Source organism: Mycolicibacterium nivoides (genome assembly GCF_003855255.1).
Taxonomy (GTDB): Bacteria; Actinomycetota; Actinomycetes; order Mycobacteriales; family Mycobacteriaceae; genus Mycobacterium; species Mycobacterium nivoides.
This window is the reverse complement of record NZ_CP034072.1, coordinates 2,071,399-2,093,333: the sequence shown is the minus strand read 5'-3', so window position 1 is coordinate 2,093,333 and position 21,935 is coordinate 2,071,399. Positions and strand designations below refer to the sequence as shown.

Sequence of the window (21,935 nt, the reverse complement as noted above, 5' to 3'; positions counted from 1 at the left end):
CTTCAGTTAGGGCAGGCTTTGCTTATCGTCAGGAGGTCGTTGTGGACGCCGTAGGTCGCACGACTACACAGACCATGCACGCGGTGGCGGCCGAGCCGCTCCACCAGGGGTTTTTCACACATGCGCAGGTTGCGCCCGACGATATCGCGGTGATCGGCCCGACCGTTCGCTGGACCTATGGGCAACTGCGTGACCAGGCGCTATCGGTGTCCGGTGCGCTGGCTGTGGCCGGGGTACGCGTCGGTGACCGGGTCGCGGTCGTGGGGCCCACCGGCCTGGACACCGTGATCGCCACGCTGGCAATCCTGGCGGCAGGCGGCGTGTGCGTCCCGATCGACACCGTCGAGCCGGCCGAGCCGGTCCTGGAGCACGCGGGCGTGCGGATGGCGCTGTTCACCGGAGACGGACCACCCAACTGGCTACCTGCACTCACCGTGTCCGAGGCGCTGCGGATCGGCGCCCGCACATGTGACGTCACCCCGGTGCGCTCCGCGCCGGCCGATCCCGCTTTCCTGGGATCGATCGACGAGACGGGATATGCGGTGGTGACTCACGCCGCCGCCCATGATGCCGTGATGGAACTCAGCGTCCGGCTGGGCGTCACCGGCGACGACCGCATCGGCGCGTTCGCGGCTACCGGTGCTGCGGCTCCGATCCTCATGATGCTGATGGCACTTACCGCGGGCGCAGCCGTCGTCGTCGCCGATGATGCGCCGCGACGCAACCTCGAGCGGGGGATGAACGGCTTCGCCCTCGCTGTGCGGCATCGGGATGCGGTGGCTGCTCTCGACACCGCAATGCCATCGTGACTGGGCCGGATACCCAGATCACGGTCAAGCCCTGGGTGAAGCGCTACTCAGGGTCCGAAAGCACAACAGCCACACTGGTATTCCCGCACGCCGGCGGAGCGGCACTGGCCTACCGCGGATTCGGTATGGCATTGGCCGCAGCCGGGTCTGATGCCTACGTCATGCAGTACCCCCAACGCGGCGACCGACTGTCGCATCCGGCCGCGCCCACGGTGGGCGATCTGGCCAAAGATCTGTTCGACGCGGCTGATTGGGCCGGTATCGGATCGATCCGGCTGTTCGGACACTGCATGGGCGCAGTGGTGGCCTTCGAATTCGCACGGATCGCAGAACGCAACGGTGTGGCGATCGATGCCCTGTGGGTGTCGGCCAGCGAGGCGCCGTCAGCGGTGGCGGCCGCGCCCGCGCTGCCGATGGCCGAGTCCGAGATCCTCGCCGAGATGGTCGATCTCGGCGGCACCGATGAGGCGCTGCTCGCCGACGAGGATTTCGTCGAACTGCTGCTGATGGCGGTGCGGGCCGATTACGCGGCGTTTAACCGGTACTCGTGTGAGGCCGACGTGACGATCGCCGCCGACATCTACGCCCTTGGTGGCGACCGCGACCACCGCATCAGCGAGGACATGTTGCGGCGCTGGGAATCTCACACCGCCGGTGCCTTCACGTGCTCGATGTTCGACGGCGGGCATTTCTATCTCAACGCCCAGCTCGAGGATGTGGCGGAGCTGGTCAATGAGCTCTAGCGGGCATCAACCCGGGCCAGACGCCGCCGACCCGGTGGTGATCGTGGGGATGGCGCTGGAAGCTCCCGGTGGGATCGACACCGCCGCCGGCTACTGGTCGCTGCTGACCGAGCAGCGTGAGGCGCTGGGCCGATTTCCCACCGACCGAGGATGGTCAGTGCGCGAACTGTTCGACGGCTCCCGTCGCGACGGATTCAAGCGCATTCACGACCTCGGCGGATTCCTGTCCAGCGCAGGTGCATTCGACCCCGCGTTCTTCGGGATCTCACCGCGTGAGGCGGTGGCGATGGATCCGCAGCAACGCATCGGACTGCGGATCGCGTGGCGCGCGCTGGAGCACAGCGGCATCAACCCCGACGACCTCGCCGGGCACGACGTGGGTTGCTACGTCGGTGCGTCCGGCCTGGAGTACGGGCCGCCACTGTCGGAGTTCTCCCACCACAGCGGTCATCTGATCACCGGCACCTCGCTGGGCGTCATCTCCGGCCGGATCGCCTACACACTCGACCTGTGCGGTCCGGCGTTGACCATCGACACCTCGTGTTCGTCGGCGTTGACCGCGTTCCACACCGCTGTGGCCGCGGTACGGGTGGGGGACTGCGACATGGCGCTGGCCGGCGGTGTCTGTGTGATGGGCACACCCGGGTACTTCGTCGAATTCTCCAAACAGCACGCATTGTCCGACGACGGGCACTGCAGGCCCTACAGCGCACACGCGAGCGGGACGGTGTGGGCCGAGGGTGCGGCGATGTTCGTATTGCAGCGCAGATCCGCCGCCCTGCGGAACGGTCGGCGCATCCTGGCCGAGGTGCGCGCCACCGCCGTCAACCAGGACGGCCGGACCACCGGTCTGACCGCGCCCAGTGGCGGCGCCCAGCAGCGGTTGTTCGCCAAGGCGATCGAGCAGGCGGGCGTGCGGCCCGAGGACGTCGGCATGATCGAAGGCCACGGCACCGGCACCCGCCTCGGCGACCGGACCGAATTACGTTCGCTGGCACAGACATACGGCGCCACATCCCCGGGCGCCGGCGCCCTGTTGGGGTCGGTGAAATCCAACGTCGGCCACTCGCAGGCCGCCGCCGGTGGGCTCGGCCTGGCCAAGGTCATCCTGGCCGCCGAGCATGCGTCGATCCCCGCCACCCTGCACGTCGACGAGGTCAGCCGGGAGATCGACTGGGATGCCCAGGGTTTGCGATTGGCCACCAAGCTGACTCATTGGTCCGCGGTCGACGGGCAGCGCATCGGCGCGGTCTCGGCCTTCGGGATGAGCGGCACCAATGCCCACGCGATCATCTCGGTTCCCGAGGCTGCGGCATGAGCGAAGCTTGCGAGCGAATCGTGCTTCCTGGGTCCGAAGTCGATTGTCTCCCCGACGGGCGCACACCCGTCCTGCTCAGCGCGCACGCAGAGGACCTGATCGGCACCGATGCCGCCGCCATCCTGCGCTATCTGGATTCGCGTCCCGAGGTGAACGCCGGCGACGTCGCCGCCACCCTGCTGTCCACGCGGCGCCTGCGCCGTCACCGCGCTGTGGTCCGGGCCACCGATCGTGACGAACTTGCCGCGGGTCTGCGTGCTCTCACCGAGGACGCGGATCATCCGCTGGTCACCCGGGTACAGGGCGGGTCTGCGGCACCGGGGTCGAGTGCGCGCATCGCGTTCGTGTTCCCGGGTCAGGGCAGCCAGTGGCCATCGATGGGTGTGCAGGCCTACGACCGGCTGCCGGTCTACCGGGCCGAGGTCGACAAGTGCGCGGCCGAGTTCGATACTGCCGGTGCGGCCTCCCCACTGGATTACCTACTGGCCGATCCGGATTCGGGTGCGGTCACCAACGATTTCTCTCAGGTGCAGATTCAGGGTGCCCAGTTCGTCCACGGTGTGGCGCTGGCCCGGGTGTGGCGTTCCTGTGGCGTGCTGCCCGATATCACCGTGGGCCACAGCCTGGGTGAGATCGGGGCGGCCTACGTGGCGGGCAGCATCAGCCTGCCGGAGGCCGTGGCCGTGGTGGTCGCCCGCGCGACCGTCCTCGACCGTCTGACGGGCCCCTACCGGGTCGCGGTGCTCGGGATCACGCCCGACGAAGCGTCGAAAGTCGTTGCCGACACACCGGGCTGGCTCGAACTGTCGGTGGTGAACTCACGGTCATCGGTCGCGGTGTCTGGGGATACCGATGCGGTGGCCGCGGCGGTGGCCGCTGTGTCCGGCCGCGGATCGTTCGCCAAGGAAATCGAGATGTGGTTCCCGGCGCACACCACCGCGCTCGACTCGGCTCGCGCCGATCTGGAATCGATGCTTCCCGCAGCGCAATTCAGTGAGTCGCCGGTGCAGTTCATCGGCTCGGCCACCGCTGATGTGGTCGAGGCAGGCACCGGTTTCGCCGACTACTGGTACACGAATCTGCGCAGCACCGTGCGCTTCGACCGGGCCATCGAGACCGCGGCCCGGCGCGGCGCCCGGATCTTCGTGGAACTCTCCGCGCATCCGGCGCTGCTGTTCGCCATGGGGGATCTGCTCGACGACGCGGCCGAACTCACCGGTGGTCCGGTGGTGATGGTGGGATCGGGCCGGCGCGACGAACCGATCACCGAACGGCTCAGTGCCAACATCGTCTCGGTGGCGATGGCCGACACCGGCTATCGCTGGGGCGACCTCCCGAACCACGGCGCCACATCGCTTCGCGACTTCCCGTTCGCGCCGATGCGGACCGAACATCTCTGGGCGACACCGCAACCGCTACCTCCGGTCGCCGGTGTGACGGTGGGTGTGGAGCACTGGGAGAAGGTGCCCCCGCTCAACGTACCGGCCGGCCAGCGCCGCGTCGCGGTGCTGGACCTGGCTGCCGGGCAGGGATCGGCGGGCGCGTTGGGCCGCGCGATCGAGGAGATCACCGAGACCACCGCTGCCGCACCCGCCGACGCCGACCTACTGGTCGTGGTCGCGCCGGTGTCCGACGAGGTCGACACCGTGACCGCGGCAGAAACCTTGAGCCGCCGCATCGATGACGGACTGCTGGGCTATGCCGGGGCGATCGCCGCCGAGACCCGCGACGTGTGGCTGGTCACCGTCGGCGGGGAGCAGCTCCCCGGCGACGACTCATCGCGACCCGAGGCTGCGGCGCTGGCCGCGATGCACCGCAGCCTGGGCTACGAACATCCCGACCAGACGTTCCGGCATCTGGACCTGTCGCCTGGAACCCTCGGCACGGCCGCCGCAACCGCGGCCGTCACCGCGATGCTGACGACCGCGCGCGATATCGCCCTGCGGGACAACGGGTCCGGGCCGACCCTCTGGCAGCGGGGGATGCGCGACGACACCTCAGAGGTCCGGTCGTGGACTGCGGAGTCGGGGATCTTCGACGAGGTGGTCATCACCGGCGGCGCCGGCGCGGTGGGTCTGCACTATGCCCGCCACCTGGTCGAGCAGGGGGCGCGACGTATCGTGCTGCTCAGCCGCAGTGGACTCGACGATCAGCAGGTGGCCGCACTGTCCGCCGACGGGGCCGAGATCCTCGCGCCCCGATGCGATCTCACGGACCCGGCGCAGATCGCGGCAACCATCGCCGAGCTGGCGGTCGGCCCGGCATCGCTGGTGATCCACGCGGCCGCATCAGCCACCCTCGCCCCCGGCGGCGAGCTGACCGGCGCGACGGTGCGGGATACGTTCGCGGCCAAGGTCAGCGGCCTGGCCAACCTGACGATGGCATGGCCGCTGCGCCCGGATGCCCGGATCGTGTTGTGTTCCTCGGTATCCGGCCTGTGGGGCGGATACGGCCACGCCGCCTATTCAGCGGCCAACCGGCTGCTGGACGCGCTCGGCGGGCAACTGAAGGCCGAGGGCCGGCACTGCACCGCGGTGCGGTGGGGACTGTGGCAAGGCGACGGCATCATCGACTCGGCTGAGGTCAGCAGGGTGGAGAAGTCCGGGCTGCGGGCCATGGCGCCCGACCTTGCGGTCGAGGCCGGGCTGCGGGACTACCCGGCCGATCCGCTGGTGTTCACCGCCGACGCCGACCGGCTGCGGACGTTTCTCGGCGACACCGAAGAACGTGCCGTTGCGGCCCTCGGTGACACCCCCGAGGCGGCGGACAGCGATGCGGCTGACGCCACGGGCGCGATGCGGATCGCACTGGGGTCGGTGCTGAAGCTGACCGACACCACCGCACTTGATTTCGACACGTCGTTACTGGATCTCGGAGTCGACTCTCTGTTGGCGATCGATCTGCGCAAGAAGCTCAAGAAGGCCACCGGCCGATCAGTGCCGCTGGCCACCATCCTCGGTGGCGCCACCGCCGCCGAATTGATCGGGCATTTGGAAAGACCTGAAAAGGAAGCATTTTCGCGTGACTGACATGGTTAGTGCCGACTCGGCAGCCCCCCGCACCTCCGATGAGCGTCTGGAGCTGATGCGGCGCAGGCTTGCCGAACGGGGCCTGGCCTCGGCGTCGGGTGCGGAATCAGGGCAAGCCGCCGCGGGCAGCGAAAGCTCGCCGGTCGATCCGACCGTGCTGTCGGACGGGCAACGCCGGATGTGGTTCGTGCAGGGATTCGACCCGAGCGGGGTACTGCTCAACATCTGCCTGTCCTACCGGCTCAGTGGGGTGATCGACGCCGAGCGGCTGCACGATGCCCTGAATGCGGTGGCACGCCGGCACCCGATCCTGCGCACCACCTATCGGGCCGACGAGAACGGCGAGCCCACCGCGACGGTCCACGATGACCTGACCCCGGGCTGGACGGTCCACGATCTGTCCGACAAATCCGAGCGGGCCCGCAAGCTGCGGCTGGAGGTGCTGGCGCAGCGCGAGTTCGGCACGGCCTTCGATCTGAGCAGCGACTCCCCGCTACGGATCTCGCTGATCAAGACCGGGCCCGCCGAACACGTGATGCTGCTCGTCGCGCACCACATCGCCTGGGACGACGGGTCGTGGCGGGTCTTCTTCGCCGACTTGACCCGGGCCTATTCCGGGGCGCAGCTTGCCGAGACGCCGCGTGTGACGGTGGCCGCCGCCGGGGACGGCGGCGAGGACCTGGCGTACTGGCGTGAGGTGCTGGCGAACCCACCGGAGCCGCTGGAGTTGCCCGGTCCGTCGGGGTCGGTGGTTCCCAACGGTTTTCGGTCCCAGCGCAGCGCGGTGCGGTTGTCCGCCGAGACGGTTGCCCGCGTATCGGCGCTCGCCCGCGAAACCGGTGCCACGCCGTACATGGTCCTACTGGCGGCCTTCGGCGCACTCATCCACCGCTACACCCATGCCGACGATTTCCTGATCGCCACCCCGGTGCTCAACCGCGACACCGACGAAACCATCGGCTATTACGGCAACACCGTGGCGATGCGGCTGCGACCGCAGGGCTCGGCCGGGTTCCGGGATCTCGTCGCGGCCACCCGGGACATCGCCATCGGTGCCTTCGCGCATCAACGGGTCAACCTCGACCGCGTGGTGGCCGAGCTCAACCCGGACCGCCGCCACGGGGCAGAGCGGATGACCCGGGTGAGTTTCGGGTTCCGCGAGCCCGACGGTGGCGGTTTCGCCCCGGAGGGCGTGACGAGCGAGCGTGCCGACCTGCGCGGCCAGCACACCCAGCTGCCACTGGGTTTCATGGTCGAACTCGACGCAGCCGGTGCGGTGGTGGAGGCCGAGCATCTCACCGAGGTGATGGATGCCGAGCTTGCCGCACAGATGCTGCGGCACTTCGTCGTGCTGCTGGACGGCGCGCTCGCCGAGCCCGGCCGGCCGCTGTCGCGGCTGGACCTGTTCACCCCCGAGGACGCCGAATGGGTGCGCGCGGTGTCCACCGGTGAGCAGTTCGAGACGCCGGCCACCACGTTGGCTGCGCTGGTCACCGAGCAGGCCGCCCGTACCCCCGCCGCCGTCGCGGTGGTCTACGAGGGCCGCCACTACACCTACCGCGAGATCAACGAGTCGGCGAACCGGTTGGCGCACTGGCTGATCGGGCAGGGCATCGGTACCGAGGACCGGGTGGCGGTGCTGCTGGAGAAGTCCCCAGAACTGGTCATCACGGCGCTGGGCATCGTCAAGGCCGGTGCGGTGTACCTGCCGGTCGACCCGACCTATCCCGAGGACCGGCTCACCTACATTCTCGAGGACTCCGATCCGAAAATCGTTCTGCGCGAGCCGGTCGACGGCCTGGAGAACTATCCGGCCACGGATCCGACCGACGCCGAGCGGGTCCGGCCGCTGCGCCCGGACAACACCGCGTATCTGATCTACACGTCGGGATCCACCGGCCTGCCCAAGGGCGTGCCGGTGCCGCACCGGCCGATCGCGGAGTACTTCGTCTGGTTCGGCGGCGATTACCAGGTCACCGAGGACGAACGCCTGCTGCAGGTGGCCTCGCAGAGCTTCGACGTGTCGATCGGCGAGATCTTCGGCATGCTCGCCGCCGGTGCGCGCCTGGTGATCCCGAAGCCGGGCGGCCTGGGCGACATCGGATACCTCACCGATCTGCTGCGCGACGAAGGCATCACCTCGATGCACTTCGTCCCGTCGCTGCTCGGGCTGTTCCTGTCGCTGCCCGGTGTCAACGAATGGCGCACGCTGCAGCGCGTGCCGATCGGTGGCGAGGCGCTGCCCGGGGAGATCGCCGACAAGTTCCTCGCCACGTTCGACTCCCTGCTGCACAACTTCTACGGGCCCACCGAAACGGTGCTCAACTGCACCCGGTACAAGGTGGAGGGCAAGCAGGGCGCACGGATCGTGCCGATCGGCACGCCGAAGATCAACACCACGATCCACCTGCTCGACGATGCGTTGCAGCCGGTCCCGGCCGGGGTGATCGGTGAGATCTACATCGGCGGAACACACGTCGCGCACGGCTATCACGACCGCCCGCGACTCACCGCGGAGCGGTTCGTCGCCGATCCGTTCAATCCCGGCGGCCGGATGTACCGGTCGGGTGACCTGGCCCGGCGCAACGCCGACGGTGACATCGAATTCGTCGGCCGTGCCGACGAGCAGGTCAAGGTCCGTGGCTTCCGAATCGAACTGGGCGAGGTCTCCGCGGCCATCTCCGTCGACCCGTCGGTGGGGCAGGCCGTGGTGGTGGTCAGCGACCTGCCGTCGCTGGGCAAGAGCCTGGTCGCCTACATCACGCCGGCCGCCGATGCCGAACAGGTGGAGATCGACCGCATCCGCGCCAGGGTGACCGCCGCGCTGCCCGAGTACATGATCCCGGCGGCGTTCGTCGAGCTGGCCGAGATCCCGATCACCGCGCACGGCAAGATCGATCGCCGGGCCCTGCCGGAGCCGGAGATCCGCTCGGCCACCGAATTCCGCGCGCCGGACACCGAAACCGAACACGAGATCGTCGCGCTGTTCGGCGAGTTGCTCGAGCGGGACGGCGTCGGCGCGGACGACTCGTTCTTCGATCTGGGCGGTCACTCGCTGCTGGCCACCAAACTGGTTGCCGCGGTACGGACTCGCTGCGGTGTCGAATTGGGCGTGGCCGATGTGTTCGAGAACGCCACGGTGGCGGGCTTGGCGGCCAAGGTCGACGAACTGCGCGCATCGGGCCTGGGTGCCGGCCTGCCTGCCATCGTCGCCACCAGCCATGACCGCCCGGCGCAGATGTCGGCGGCCCAGCACCGGCAGTGGTTCCAGTTCCGCATCGACGGACCCAACCCGGTCAACAACGTGCCCTTCGCCGCACGACTGACCGGCCCCTGCGATGTCGAGGCACTGGCCACCGCGGTGAGCGATGTGGTCGCCCGCCACGAGATCCTGCGCACCACCTATCGCGAAATCGACGGTGTGCCTTATCAGGTGGTCCATCCCGCCGCTCCGGTCGAGGTGCGCCGTGCCGACGGCGCGGGCGAGGATTGGGTGCAGAGCGAACTCGACGCCGAACGGCGGCACTGCTTCGACCTGGAGAACGAGTGGCCGGTCCGCGCCGCGATGTTGTCCACCCCAGACTCGCATGTGCTCTCGCTGATCGTGCACCACATCGCCGCCGATCACTGGTCGGGCACAGTGCTGTTCACCGACCTGCTGACCGCCTACCACGCCCGCCGGGCCGGACAGGCGCCAGAATGGGCAGCGCTGCCCGTGCAGTATGCCGACTTCGCGGCCTGGCAGGCCGAGGTGCTCTCGGGCGCCGAGGAGCGTGTCGAGGAGCAACGCGCCTACTGGACAAAGCAATTGGCGGGGCTGTCGGGGGAGCCGGACGTCGAGAACGGCCTGCAGCCCGACTTCCCGAGGCCGCCGGTTCCGACCGGTGAGGGCAAGGCACTCGACTTCACCATTGACGCGGCACTGCGGGCCAAGCTCATCGAGCTCAGCCGTGAACTCGAAGTCACCGAGTTCATGGTGTTGCAGGCGGCCGTCGCCATCGCTCTGCACAAGGCCGGTCAGGGCAGCGACATCGCGCTGGGTACCCCGGTGGCCGGGCGCACCGCGCCCGAACTCGACGCGCTGATCGGGTTCTTCATCAACATCGTGGTGCTGCGCAACGACCTGTCTGGGAACCCGACCCTGCGCGAGGTGCTGCGCCGTTCCCGTGACATGGCGCTGGCCGCCTACAAGCATCAGGACCTGCCGTTCGACCGGGTCGTCGACGCGGTGAGCCCGGTGCGTTCGCTGGCGCGCAACCCGCTGTTCGGAGTCGTGGTGCACGTGCGTGAGGACCTGCCGGCCGAGCAGGTCATCGACTCCGGTGCTGACGGTGAAACGCGTTTCACCGCACTGGAACCCACCTTCGATGTGGCCCACGCCGACCTGTCGCTCAACTTCTTCGCCGAAGCGGGCGCCGGATATCGGGCCACCGTCATCTACCGCACCGAGCTCTACGAGGCGGCCACCGCACAGCGTCTCGTGGGCTGGCTGCACCGCATCGCCGAGGCTTTCGCCGGCGACGCCGACCAGACGGTGCGCGATATCGCAGTCCTGGATGCGGCCGAACGCGACCTGCTGGTCGATGACTGGAGCCGCAAGGCGGTGCCGCCGGCCGGGCTGCCGCAGACCGAGGGTGCGGACCGCGTCTACCTGCTCGACGAGTGGCGTCAACCGGTGGCCATCGGTGTCACCGGGGACGTCTACTACGCCGGTGGTGCGGTGGACGAGGCCGCCCGGGCTGCCGTCGGGATTGCCGCACAGCGCTTCGCGCCCAATCCTTTTGGGGAGGGACTGCTGTACCGCACCGGGGACCGGGGCCGCTGGACCACCGACGGCCGGCTTGAGCCGATCATCACCGGTGAGCCCCGCCTGCAGGCCGCGCTGGAAGCGCTCGACGGCGTGGCGGTCGCGGCGACCAGACATTGGGACGGCCGTGGCGCCATCACATTGGCCGGCTACGTGGTGCTCGAGCCCGGAGTTGCTGGCACGGAAACCTTCCTGGACAACGCACGGACCGCGCTGCCCGAGGAGTTCGCCGGTGCCGTGCTCACCGTGGTCGACGGCATCGAACCGGCCACTCTGACCCGTCCTCGAGTCACCGCCTCAGCACCGTCCGAGCCGCCGGCCACCCCGACCGAGCACACGATGGCAGCGATGCTGGTGGATCTTCTCGGTGCCACCGAGGTGGGGCGGTACGACGACTTCTTCACCCTCGGCGGCGACAGCATCCTGGCCGTGCAGCTCGCGGCGCGGGCGCGCGATGCCGGTATGGCGATGACGGCACGCATGGTGTTCGAACATCCCGGGCTGGCCGACCTGGCTGCCGCGATCGACGCGGCTGGCGACGGCCCCGCGGCGGCCGACGTGCGCCATGAGCCGATGTCCGCATCAGGCCTGTCGCCCGACGAACTGGCCGCGCTGACCGCGGGTTGGGGCCAGGACCAGGGGATCTCGACATGACGACAACCGGAACGCCGCCCGGCGTCGAGGATGTCCTGGCGCTCAGCCCACTGCAGCAGGGGCTGTACTCCCTGGCCGGGCTGACCGAGGGGGACGACGGAGCCGATCCGTATGTCATCGCGATGGCCGCTGACGTCGACGGGGCGCTGGACCCGGAACTGCTGAGGACCTGCGCCGAGGCGATGCTGGTGCGTCATCCGAACCTGCGGGCCAGCTTCTTCCAGGGAAACCTGAGCCGCCCGGTGGCGGTGGTCCCGTCCGCCATCGAACTGCCCTGGCGGCATGTGCAGACCGATGAAGCGCAGGCGGTCACTCTGGAGGCCGAAGAACGCGCCCGGCGGTTCGACCTCGGACGCGGGCCGCTGATCCGTTTCCTGCTCATCGAAAAGCCGGGCCTGCATTGGCGTCTGGTGATCGTCGCCCATCACATCGCAATCGACGGCTGGTCTCTGCCGGTCTTCGTGGGCGAGCTCCTGGCGCTCTACGGGGCGAAGGGCGACGTCACCGCGCTGCCGTCCACGGTGCGCCCGTATCGCGATTACATCGGCTGGCTGGCCGGGCGCGACCAGCAGGCCAGCCGGGCACGGTGGCAGGCCCATCTGTACGGCCTGGATGCGCCCACACTGCTGTCTCCGGTGCTGTCCGGGCGGGAGACCCAGCCGGGCCTGCCTGCCCGCACCGAGGTGAACCTCGACGAACAGCAGTCCGCCGCGATCTTCGAGGCAGCCCGTCGCCGCGGCGTCACCGTCAACACCCTGTTCCAGATGGCCTGGGCAACAATTCTTTCCGTCTTCACCGACCGCACCGATGTGGTGTACGGCGTCACTGTGTCGGGGCGCCCGGACGAGCTGGCGGGCGTCGAGTCGATGGTCGGCCTGTTCATCAACACGGTGCCGCTGCGGGTCCGGGTCGACCCCAGCCTGCCGGTCGGCGGCCAGTGCCTTGCCCTGCAGCGCGAAGCCGCCGAACTGCGTGAGCACAGCTATCTCAGCCATACCGAGTTGCGTTCGCTCGGCGGCATCGGCGAGCTGTACGACACCTTGCTGGTCTACGAGAACTTCCCGCCCGGCGGGCTGGTCGGCAGCGACGAGTTCGATCTCGGCGGAGCGGTGCTGCGGCCGTCGGCGCTGGAGAGCCTGTCGCACTTCCCGGTCACCATCGCCGCACATCCCACCCACGGCCGGCTCACAGTGCTCGTCGAAACCCTCGACGGGGCACTGGGACTGCTCGATCCGCGTGCCCTGGGACTGCGGGTGCTGGCCGTCGTCCAGCGGCTGTTGGACGGCTGGGAGCATCCGCTGCGCGAGGTGGCCGTCACACTCGACGACGATCCGCGGCCGACCGGGGCACCAACCGTTGCCGGCGATGACCGATTCCACGCGGGCTTTCACATCGCGTTCAGTGAGACCGCCGAGGAGCGGCTCGGTTCGGTGGCATTGAGTTGGGACGGAGGAGAACTCAGCTATCGCGAGCTCGACGATGCCGCCGACCGCCTGGCCGCCGAGCTGATCCGCCGTGGTGTGGGCGCCGAGACTCCGGTCCCCATCCGGCTGCGCCGAGGGCCCGACTATGTCGTGGCGATGCTCGCAGTGCTCAAGGCGGGCGCGATGATCGTGCCGTTGGATCCGGCCATGCCCGAGGAACGGGTCGCCGAAATCCTGCGCCAGATCGGCGCAGCCCGGCCCGCGCAGCTCATCGTCGACGACGCGCTCCTGGCATCCGCCGGTTCCGAACCGGACGCCGACTACCGGCCCGCGCCGGTTCAGCCCGGCCAGGCCGCCTACATCGTGTTCACGTCCGGGACCACCGGAAAACCCAAGGGAGTCATCGGAACCCATCAGGCGCTGCGCGCCTATGCCGCCGATCACGCCCACCACGTGCTGCAGCCCGCGGCCAAGCGCCTCGGCCGCCCGTTGCGGGTGGCGCACGCCTGGTCGTTCACCTTCGATGCGGCCTGGCAGCCGTTGGCGGCCCTGCTCGACGGGCACACCGTGCACATCGTCTCCGACGAGGTGCAGCGCGACGCCGAGGCGCTCGTGGACACCATCGGGCAGTTCGCGATCGACATGATCGACACCACCCCGTCGATGTTCGCCTCGCTGCGCGCGGCAGGGCTGCTCAGCCGGGTGCCGCTGGCGGTCCTCGCGCTCGGTGGGGAGGCCATCGACACCGCCACCTGGCAGGGCATCCAGGCCGAGTGCGAGCGCACCTGGATGTCCGCGCACAACTGCTACGGACCCACCGAGACCACGGTGGAAGCCGTCGTCGCGGCGATCGCCGACCACGAGCAACCGTGCATCGGTCATCCCACGGATTCGACCGCGGCCTATGTGCTCGACCGCTGGCTGCGTCCGGTTCCCGACGGTGTGTACGGCGAACTGTACTTGGCCGGTGGCCAATTGACGCGCGGCTACCTCGGCCGGCCGGGGGAGACGGCGGGCAGGTTCGTCGCCGATCCGTTCACGCCGGGTGCCCGCATGTACCGCACCGGTGACGTGGTGCGCCGGAATCCGCAATCGGGTGCCATCGAGTTTCTCGGCCGCAGCGACGACCAGGTCAAGATCCGCGGCTTCCGCGTGGAGCCCGGAGAGGTGGCCGCGACGCTGCACACCCATCCCGGGGTGCGGCATGCCCACGTGGCGGTACGTCAGCACCGCAGCGGGCCGCGACTCGTCGCGTACGTCGTCACCGACAGTGCGGTCGCCGAGCTGCGCCGGATGCTGACCGCAACCCTGCCGAGACATCTGGTGCCACACCACATCGTCGTCGTCGACGAGATCCCGCTGACCACCAACGGCAAGGTCGACGATGCCGCGCTGGCCGCGGTCGGCACCGGTGGCTCTGCCGAGGGGTCCGAGCATCCGGCCACCGAAACCGAGCGGGTGCTCGCCGAGGTGCTGGCCGAAGTCCTGGGAACTCCCGAGGGATCGGGTGTCGACGTCACCGCCGACTTCCTCGATCTCGGTTTGGACAGCATCGTGGCGCTGTCGGTCGTGCAAGCCGTGCGGCGCCGAGGCGTGGCGCTGCGGGCCCGGTTGATGCTGGACTGCGCGACCGTTCGCGAACTCGCGGCCGCGATCGACGCCGATGCGGTCGCCGTCGAACACGCCGACGATGCGGCCGACGAACGGGCGGGGACATCGGGTCCGATCCCGCTCCTGCCGAACGCGCGGTGGCTCTACCAGTACGGTGACCCGCGCCGGCTCGCACAGACCGAGGTATTCCGGCTGCCTGCGGGCATCACCGGTGCGCAGCTGGAGACGCTGTTGCGCAACGTGATCGACGGACACGAGGTGCTGCGCACCCGGCTGGACCGTGAGGCCATGGCCCTGGTCGCGCACCCAAGGCGCGAGGTGCTTTCGGAGGCGACAGGTTCGGGTGATCTCAACGCCGCGGTGGCGGAGCAGGCCGAGCTCTCGGTGCAGCGCATGGATCCGGAGAACGGATCCATGCTCGACGCGGTCTGGTTGCATCACCCACAGGCTGAGGCCGGGCTGCTGATCCTGACCGCCCACGTTTTGGCCCTGGATCCGGCATCATGGCGGATCCTGGTCGGTGAGCTCGAAAATGCCTGGCATGCACTGGCTTCCGGGCGTGATCCGATGCCGGTCCGCGAACACACCCCGCTACGGCAGTGGTCACGTCTGCTCACCGAACGGGCGGCCGAGCTCGGAACGTGCGGTTTCTGGGAGCAGCAGTTCGAGGGCGACGATCCTGACATCGGCGCCCGCCGGATCGATCCCGCCACCGACCGAATGGCCGACGTGACGATCACGATGGCCTTCACCGATCCCGAGTTGACCGCTCGTTTGTTGACCGGCGCGGTCCCGGTGACCGACGTGCTCGCCGCTGCCACGGCTCGCGCCCTGACCGATTGGCGTCGGCACCGCCGCCAGCCGACCCCGGCGCCGTTGCTGGCGCTGGAGACCCACGGCAGGTCGGATGCGGTGGTGTCGGACCACGACGAGGTCGACACCGGCGACACCGCCGGTCTGCTCAGCATGATCTACCCGTTGCGCCTGGACGCCGATGGCGCCCGTGGTGTGGCCGCGCAGGTGGCAGCGATCCCCGGCGATGCCATCGACTACGGGCTGCTGCGTTACCTGCGCGAGGACACCGCTGAACGACTGGGAACTCATCGGGATCCACAGGTTCTGCTCAACTATCTGGGCCGGATCGAGCTGGATGCGTCCGACCACGCCCTGTTGCAGGACCGGTCATTGCAGACCGGAGTGACCCCGGTTCCCGAACCGAATGTCGCTGTGCGCCATGAACTGACGATCATGGCCGCGGTGATCGACCGCGACGGGTCAGCTGTGCTCGGTACCCAGTGGCGGTCCCTGCCAGACATTCTGTCCGCCGATGACGTCGCCGCCCTGCAGGCGATGTGGCAGGACGCATTGCGAGAGGTGTTGCGAGAGGTGACCCAATGAGCGCCCCATCGGCCCCCACCCTGGCCGTCATCGGAGCTGGACCCAAGGCCATCGCGGTGGCCGCCAAGGCCGCCGAGTTGCGGACGATGGGTGTGCCGGCCCCCGAGGTTGTCGTCGTCGAACGTGCCGGGGTGGCCGCCAACTGGCAGGCCGTCGGCGGCTGGACCGACGGCAACCATCGCCTCGGTACCGGACCCGAGAAGGACGTCGGCTTCCCTTACCGGTCGTCGCTGGTGCCGCGGCGCAACGCCGAACTCGATGAGCGGATGACCCGGCACAGTTGGCAGGCCTACCTGATCGCCACGGGTGGGTTCGCCGAATGGGTGGACCGCGGCAGACCCGCGCCGACCCACAGGCGCTGGAGCCAGTATCTGGGCTGGGTGGCCGATGACATCGGCATGACCGTGGTTTCCGGTGACGTGGAACGGATCTCGGTCGACGGTGATGCGCGCCGGTGGGTTCTGCACACCGCCGATGACACCGTCAGTGCCGACGGTCTGATGGTCACCGGGCCCGGTCAGGCGGAACGCTCGGTGCTGCCGGGCAACCCCCGGGTGATGTCGATCGCGCAGTTCTGGCATCAGGCCGGCAAGCACGAGTTGATCACCGCCGAGCGGGTGGCGGTGATCGGCGGTGGTGAGACCGCCGCGTCGATGCTCAACGAGCTGTTCCGCCACCGGGTTTCGACCATCACGGTGATCTCGCCGACGGTCACCCTGTTCACCCGCGGCGAGGGGTTCTTCGAGAACACCTTGTTCTCCGATCCGACCGGGTGGACCGGGCTCACCCTGGCCGAGCGCCGGGATGCGCTGGCCCGCACCGATCGTGGCGTGTTCTCGGCGCGCGTTCAGGATGCACTGCTGGCCGACGATCGGATCCGCCATCTTCGTGGCCGGGTCGCCCACGCGGTGGCTCGTGACGAGCGGATCCGGTTGACACTGTCCACCAACACCGGGGGCGAGGCGGTCGAGACCGTCCACGGCTTCGATCTGGTGATCGACGGGTCCGGCGCCGACGCGTTATGGTTCGCCCCATTGTTCAGCCAGGACGCCCTGGACCTGCTCGAGCTGGGTCTCGGCGGTCCGCTGAGCGGAGAATCCCTGCAGGAGCACATCGGTCACGACCTGGCTCTGACCGATGTCTTCCCGAAGTTGTTCCTTCCGGGGCTGGCCGGGCTCACCCAGGGCCCCGGCTTCCCGAACTTGAGCTGCCTTGGCCTGTTGTCCGACCGGGTGCTGGGTGCAGACCTGGCCCACCCCTCGATGAGGAGACTCGATGAGTTCCAATCCGTTCGATGACGAGAACGGCACGTTCCTTGTACTGGTCAACGATGAGGAGCAGCACAGCCTGTGGCCGGCGTTCGCAGATGTGCCGGCCGGCTGGCGCGTGGTCTTCGGTGAGGCCGGCCGCGACGAGTGCCTGAGCTACGTCGAGGCGAACTGGACGGATCTGCGGCCCGGCAGCCTGCGTGAGGCGATGGCGAACTAGGGGACAGCTGACCGACGGCGGTTACGCCGGGCTGGGCGCGAGCGCGTCCATGTCGAACACCCGGGCGTGCAGGATGGTGCGGTTCCGCAGCGCCGCGCGCACGGCCCGGTGCAGGCCGTCTTCCAGGTAGATGTCACCGCGCCACTTCACGGCGTGCGGGAACAGGTCGCCGTAGAACGTCGAGTCTTCGGACAACAGGCGATCCAGGGCCAGCACCGTGGTGGTGGTGACGAGCTCGTCGAGGCGCAACTGGCGCGGCGGGATACGGGACCAGTCCCGATAGGACAGCCCGTGTTCCGGGTAGGGTTTGCCCTCCTGGACGCCTTTGAAAATCATCGCCGGCCCGCGTCCGTCGCACTGTCGCGCGGTGTAGCCATCGGCATAGGTGCCTAGGCTAATACGTTCTCGGGTTGTTGCCTGCGCCGGTATCGCTCGGCGTATTTATCCCCAGCGCTCACTGCGAATCGGTAAACCCGCTGCTGATCAGTAAAATGAACCGAGCAAAATAAAGTCATCGCTGCTGTGAAGGGTAGGTGAACTGGTGGGGAGTGCCGACGAACGTCGATTCGAGGTGCTGCGCGCCATCGTCGCCGACTTCGTGGCCACCAAGGAGCCCATCGGCTCCAAGACGCTGGTGGAGCGTCACAACCTCGGAGTGTCCAGCGCCACTGTCCGCAATGACATGGCGGTGCTGGAAGCGGAGGGCTACATCGCCCAGCCGCACACCAGCTCGGGCCGGGTGCCGACCGAGAAGGGCTACCGGGAGTTCGTCGACCGGATCGACAACGTCAAGCCGTTGTCCTCGTCGGAACGTCGCGCGATCCTGTCGTTCCTGGAGTCCGGGGTCGACCTTGACGACGTGCTGCGGCGCGCGGTGCGGCTGCTCGCGCAGCTGACCCGGCAGGTCGCGATCGTGCAGTACCCGACACTTTCCACCTCGTCCGTGCGTCACCTCGAGGTGGTCGCGCTGACTCCGGCGCGGCTGCTGCTGGTGGTCATCACCGATTCGGGCCGGGTCGATCAGCGCATTGTGGAGCTCGGCGATGCCATTGACGAGCATGAGCTGGCAAAACTGCGCGAGATGTTGGGGCAGGCGCTCGAAGGCAAGCCGTTGACCGCGGCATCGATCGCGGTCAGCGATCTGGCCACGCACCTCAACGGACATGGTGCGCTGGCCGATGCTGTCGGCCGCTCGGCGACCGTGCTGGTCGAGACGCTCGTCGAGCACACCGAGGAACGACTGCTACTCGGCGGAACCGCCAACCTGACCCGCAACACCGCTGATTTCGGCGGATCGCTGCGGTCGGTGTTGGAGGCGCTGGAGGAGCAGGTGGTGGTGCTGAGGTTGTTGGCGGCCCAGCAGGAAGCGGGCAAGGTGACCGTGCGGATCGGTCATGAGACCGAGGCCGAACAGATGTTGGGAACGTCGGTGGTGAGCACGACGTACGGCAGTTCGGGCAAGGTGTACGGCGGAATGGGTGTGGTGGGCCCCACCCGAATGGACTATCCGGGAACCATTGCCAATGTCGCGGCGGTTGCTCTTTACATCGGCGAAGTCTTAGGTACCCGGTAAATCAGCCGGCTAGTCCGGCATAGAAAGGTCAGGCAAGGTCAGCGTGGCACGCGATTATTACGGCTTGCTCGGAGTGAGCAAAGGCGCGAGCGATTCGGAGGTCAAACGTGCCTACCGGCGGCTGGCGCGTGAGCTGCACCCCGACGTCAACCCCGACGAGGAAGCGCAGGCCCGGTTCACCGAGATCCAGGTCGCCTATGAGGTGCTCTCGGATCCGGAGAAGCGCCGCATCGTCGACATGGGCGGCGACCCGATGGAATCGGTGGGCGGAGCGCCCGGCGGGTTCAGCGGGTTCGGCGGTCTGGGGGACGTGTTCGAGGCGTTCTTCGGCGGCGGCACCGCGTCGCGCGGGCCGGTCGGCCGGGTGCGGCCCGGCGCCGATTCGCTGCTGCGGATGCGGCTGGACCTGGCGGAGTGTGCCACTGGCGTGACCAAGCAGGTGACCGTGGACACCGCGGTGTTGTGCGATCTGTGTCACGGCAAGGGCACCAACGGCAATTCCACTCCCGTCGCCTGCGACACCTGTGACGGCCGCGGTGAGATCCAGACCGTGCAGCGCTCGCTGCTCGGCCAGGTGATGACCACCCGGCCGTGCCCGGTCTGTGGGGGAATCGGTGAGGTGATTCCCGATCCGTGCCACCGCTGCGGCGGCGACGGCAGGGTGCGCGCCCGACGCGAGATCAGCGTCAAGATCCCGGCCGGTGTCGGCGACGGCATGCGGGTACGGCTGGCTGCGCAAGGCGAGGTCGGACCCGGCGGCGGGCCCGCCGGTGACCTCTACGTCGAGGTCCACGAGAAGCAGCACGAAATCTTCGTCCGCGACGGCGACGATCTGCACTGCACCGTCTCGGTGCCGATGGTCGACGCTGCGCTGGGCACCACGGTCTCCGTCGACGCCATTCTCGACGGACCCACCGAACTGACCATCGCCGCGGGCACCCAGCCCGGCTCGGTGACCACACTGCGGGGCCATGGCATGCCGCATCTGCGTTCGGGGGTGCGCGGTGACCTGCATGCCCACATCGACGTGGTGGTGCCGTCGCGGCTGGACAGCACCGATACCGACCTGCTGCGCAAGCTGAAGGAGAACCGCAGCCGCGACGCCGCGGAGGTGCGCTCGACGCAGGCCGCGGCGAGTTCCGGCGGTCTGTTCAGCCGGCTGCGCGAGACGTTCTCCGGCCGCTGACGCCGCGAGCTACCCGATGAGCGCAGCGCTTTTCTACGTCGACGCGCTGCCGGGCGCGGGGGAACTCGCCGTCGTCGACGGTGACGAGGGCTTCCACGCGTCCAACGTGCGCCGCATCCGCGTCGGCGAACAGATCGACCTCAGCGACGGCGCCGGAGTGCTGGCGCATTGTGTCGTCGAAGAGACCGCCAAGGGCCGGTTGTCGGCGCGGGTGACCGAGCGGGTCACCATCGTGGCCCCGCGCCCGACGGTCACCGTGGTGCAGGCGCTGCCCAAATCCGACCGGTCAGAGCTGGCTGTCGAGCTTGCGACGGAGGCCGGTGCCGACGGCTTTGTCGCCTGGCAGGCGACTCGGTGCGTGGCCCGCTGGGACGGCCCGAAGGTGGACAAGGGCCTGCGGCGGTGGGAGGCGGTGGCTCGTTCGGCGGCCCGGCAGTCGCGCCGCGCGTATGTCCCCGCCGTCGAGGGCGTGGTCTCGACGCCGGCGCTCACCCAGCGTGTCGCCGACGCCGCGGCAGCCGGCGCGGTGGTGCTGGCGTTGCACGAGTCGGCCACCGAGCCCATTGCCGAACTGCCTCTGGCCCAAGCGGATTCACTGATGCTCATCGTCGGGCCGGAGGGCGGGATCGCCGACGAGGAGATCGCAGCGCTGACCGGGGCCGGCGCGAAGACGGTCCGCCTGGGCCCGACGGTGCTGCGCACGTCGACAGCTGCGGCCGTGGCCCTGGGAGCGATCGGTGCTCTGACGGCGCGCTGGGAGATTTAGCGCCAACGGCGTGCCTGGCCAGGCATTACGCTCTATTTGTGAGTTTTCCGCCGCAAGGCCCGCAGCCGCCCTACGGACAGCCTCCTTACGGACAGCCTCCTTACGGACAGCCTCCCCCGCATTGGCCACCGTCGCAGGGGCAGCCGTGGCAGGGCCAAGCGTGGCACGGGCAGGCGGGTGCCCCGCCCCCATACGGCCAGCCGCCGCAGTGGTCGCCGGCGCGACCACCGATCCGGCCCAAGAAATCGGGACTCGCCATCGCGATCGTCGCCGTCATCGCTGTCGTAGGCATCTCGTTCGTCGGATTCATGGGGTACGAGATCGTCAAAGTTGCTGGTGAGGGGCAGGACCGGGTCGCCAGTTCGGCATCTGATTTCTCATATGTGTGCGAGAACGATCGGATCAGCAATTCCGCGGAATATGGCAAGCCGTACAACGTCGTGGCCTTCTTCAAGGGTCTCGGCATCGTGGACGAAATCTGGCTGCCGGTCGCTGCCGACAAATGGACCACGTCCGACCAGTTCTCCGAGATCAATGTCGTTGCCTGCCTGGATCGAAAAAAGGGCAGCGAGGTGAAATCCGCGTCGTGCGTCGACGACGATGACGGGGACCACGTCACCGTCGACTATTACTCGGTCGAATACGAGGTCACCTTCCGCGAGGCAAAGACCGGCACCGTGATCAAGAGCGGGGGAACAGTGCCCGGTACCGCCGGAAGTTGCCCCTTTATCGCCACCTACGATCGCGGGTCTCGGAAGATGTACGCCAGGCCCGACGAAGATGCGGTGCAGGCCAAGTTGGGCGCGTTCGCGGGCTGATCCGACGCCGATTCAGGTCCTGATGTCGGCCTCCGCGCGCTGCGACGAGGGTGCAGCTTCTTGAGCCGACGCGGCGGAAACGTCGCGACAGGCGCCACACTCGGCGCAGGGTCTGGCAGGTCGCATCACCGGGAGATTCGCGTGCCACCCGGATGGCCACGCCATCACGCTGACCTGTGTGTTCACCCGGCCGGCCAGTTCGGCCCGTCAACCGCGCGGTACCGATCGCCATCAGCCTGCTTAACCATTGGGGCGTGTCGTTGACCAGCGGTAAACTGGCAACAGTACGACGGCAGCCAGCCGTCTTGAAA

At 68.6% G+C, this 21,935-nt stretch carries 13 protein-coding genes; 12 read left to right on the top strand and 1 reads right to left on the bottom strand.

All coding sequences use genetic code 11. From position 1 onward, the window contains the following. Nucleotides 1-41: 41 nt before the first annotated feature. Genes EH231_RS09960 through EH231_RS09925 form a run of 8 tightly spaced genes read left to right on the top strand, consistent with a single transcriptional unit; the run spans nucleotide 42 to nucleotide 17,281 of the window. Nucleotides 42-809 (top strand): AMP-binding protein, encoded by a 768-nt coding sequence (locus EH231_RS09960; RefSeq protein WP_164480835.1) that lies wholly within the window; start codon nucleotides 42-44, stop codon nucleotides 807-809. After that, nucleotides 806-1,552, top strand: coding sequence for a thioesterase II family protein (locus tag EH231_RS09955; protein ID WP_090431597.1), 747 nt, complete (start codon nucleotides 806-808; stop codon nucleotides 1,550-1,552). The genes EH231_RS09960 and EH231_RS09955 overlap by 4 nt, the downstream gene beginning before the upstream one ends. Beyond that, nucleotides 1,542-2,870 (top strand): beta-ketoacyl [acyl carrier protein] synthase domain-containing protein, encoded by a 1,329-nt coding sequence (locus tag EH231_RS09950; RefSeq protein WP_090431595.1) that lies wholly within the window; start codon nucleotides 1,542-1,544, stop codon nucleotides 2,868-2,870. The genes EH231_RS09955 and EH231_RS09950 overlap by 11 nt, the downstream gene beginning before the upstream one ends. Beyond that, a complete protein-coding gene (mbtD, locus tag EH231_RS09945) occupies nucleotides 2,867-5,899 on the top strand; it encodes a mycobactin polyketide synthase MbtD (protein ID WP_124712338.1) in 3,033 nt (1,010 codons plus the stop codon). The genes EH231_RS09950 and mbtD overlap by 4 nt, the downstream gene beginning before the upstream one ends. A 1-nt stretch (nucleotide 5,900) precedes the next feature. Then, nucleotides 5,901-11,360: a non-ribosomal peptide synthetase gene (locus EH231_RS09940; RefSeq protein WP_241178160.1), complete on the top strand. Its 5,460-nt coding sequence runs from the start codon at nucleotides 5,901-5,903 to the stop codon at nucleotides 11,358-11,360. After that, entirely contained in the window at nucleotides 11,357-15,793 is a 4,437-nt protein-coding gene (locus EH231_RS09935; protein WP_124712336.1) for a non-ribosomal peptide synthetase, read from the top strand. The genes EH231_RS09940 and EH231_RS09935 overlap by 4 nt, the downstream gene beginning before the upstream one ends. Next, on the top strand, nucleotides 15,790-17,091 hold the full coding sequence (gene mbtG / locus EH231_RS09930) for an NADPH-dependent L-lysine N(6)-monooxygenase MbtG (RefSeq protein WP_124712335.1): 1,302 nt from the start codon (nucleotides 15,790-15,792) through the stop codon (nucleotides 17,089-17,091). Before EH231_RS09935 ends, mbtG begins: the two co-directional genes overlap by 4 nt. After that, entirely contained in the window at nucleotides 17,069-17,281 is a 213-nt protein-coding gene (locus EH231_RS09925) for an MbtH family protein (protein WP_090431585.1), read from the top strand. The genes mbtG and EH231_RS09925 overlap by 23 nt, the downstream gene beginning before the upstream one ends. Nucleotides 17,282-17,302: 21 nt before the next feature. Here the strand turns inward: EH231_RS09925 and EH231_RS09920 are convergent, their stop codons facing one another. Continuing rightward, the gene (locus EH231_RS09920) at nucleotides 17,303-17,617 is read right to left on the bottom strand and encodes a type II toxin-antitoxin system VapB family antitoxin (RefSeq protein ID WP_039322059.1); all 315 of its coding nucleotides are present in this window, start codon (nucleotides 17,615-17,617) and stop codon (nucleotides 17,303-17,305) included. A gap of 205 nt (nucleotides 17,618-17,822) precedes the next feature. Here EH231_RS09920 and hrcA point away from each other — a divergent pair, with 205 nt between their 5' ends. Genes hrcA through EH231_RS09900 form a run of 4 tightly spaced genes read left to right on the top strand, consistent with a single transcriptional unit; the run spans nucleotide 17,823 to nucleotide 21,624 of the window. Next, on the top strand, nucleotides 17,823-18,854 hold the full coding sequence (hrcA, locus tag EH231_RS09915; RefSeq protein WP_090431583.1) for a heat-inducible transcriptional repressor HrcA: 1,032 nt from the start codon (nucleotides 17,823-17,825) through the stop codon (nucleotides 18,852-18,854). A gap of 43 nt (nucleotides 18,855-18,897) precedes the next feature. Further along, nucleotides 18,898-20,040: a molecular chaperone DnaJ gene (dnaJ, locus tag EH231_RS09910; protein WP_044524229.1), complete on the top strand. Its 1,143-nt coding sequence runs from the start codon at nucleotides 18,898-18,900 to the stop codon at nucleotides 20,038-20,040. Nucleotides 20,041-20,056: 16 nt separating this feature from the next. Continuing rightward, the gene (locus tag EH231_RS09905) at nucleotides 20,057-20,806 is read left to right on the top strand and encodes a 16S rRNA (uracil(1498)-N(3))-methyltransferase (RefSeq protein ID WP_124712334.1); all 750 of its coding nucleotides are present in this window, start codon (nucleotides 20,057-20,059) and stop codon (nucleotides 20,804-20,806) included. Between the two features lie 38 nt (nucleotides 20,807-20,844). Further along, nucleotides 20,845-21,624: a hypothetical protein gene (locus tag EH231_RS09900; protein WP_124712333.1), complete on the top strand. Its 780-nt coding sequence runs from the start codon at nucleotides 20,845-20,847 to the stop codon at nucleotides 21,622-21,624. Nucleotides 21,625-21,935: the final 311 nt, after the last annotated feature.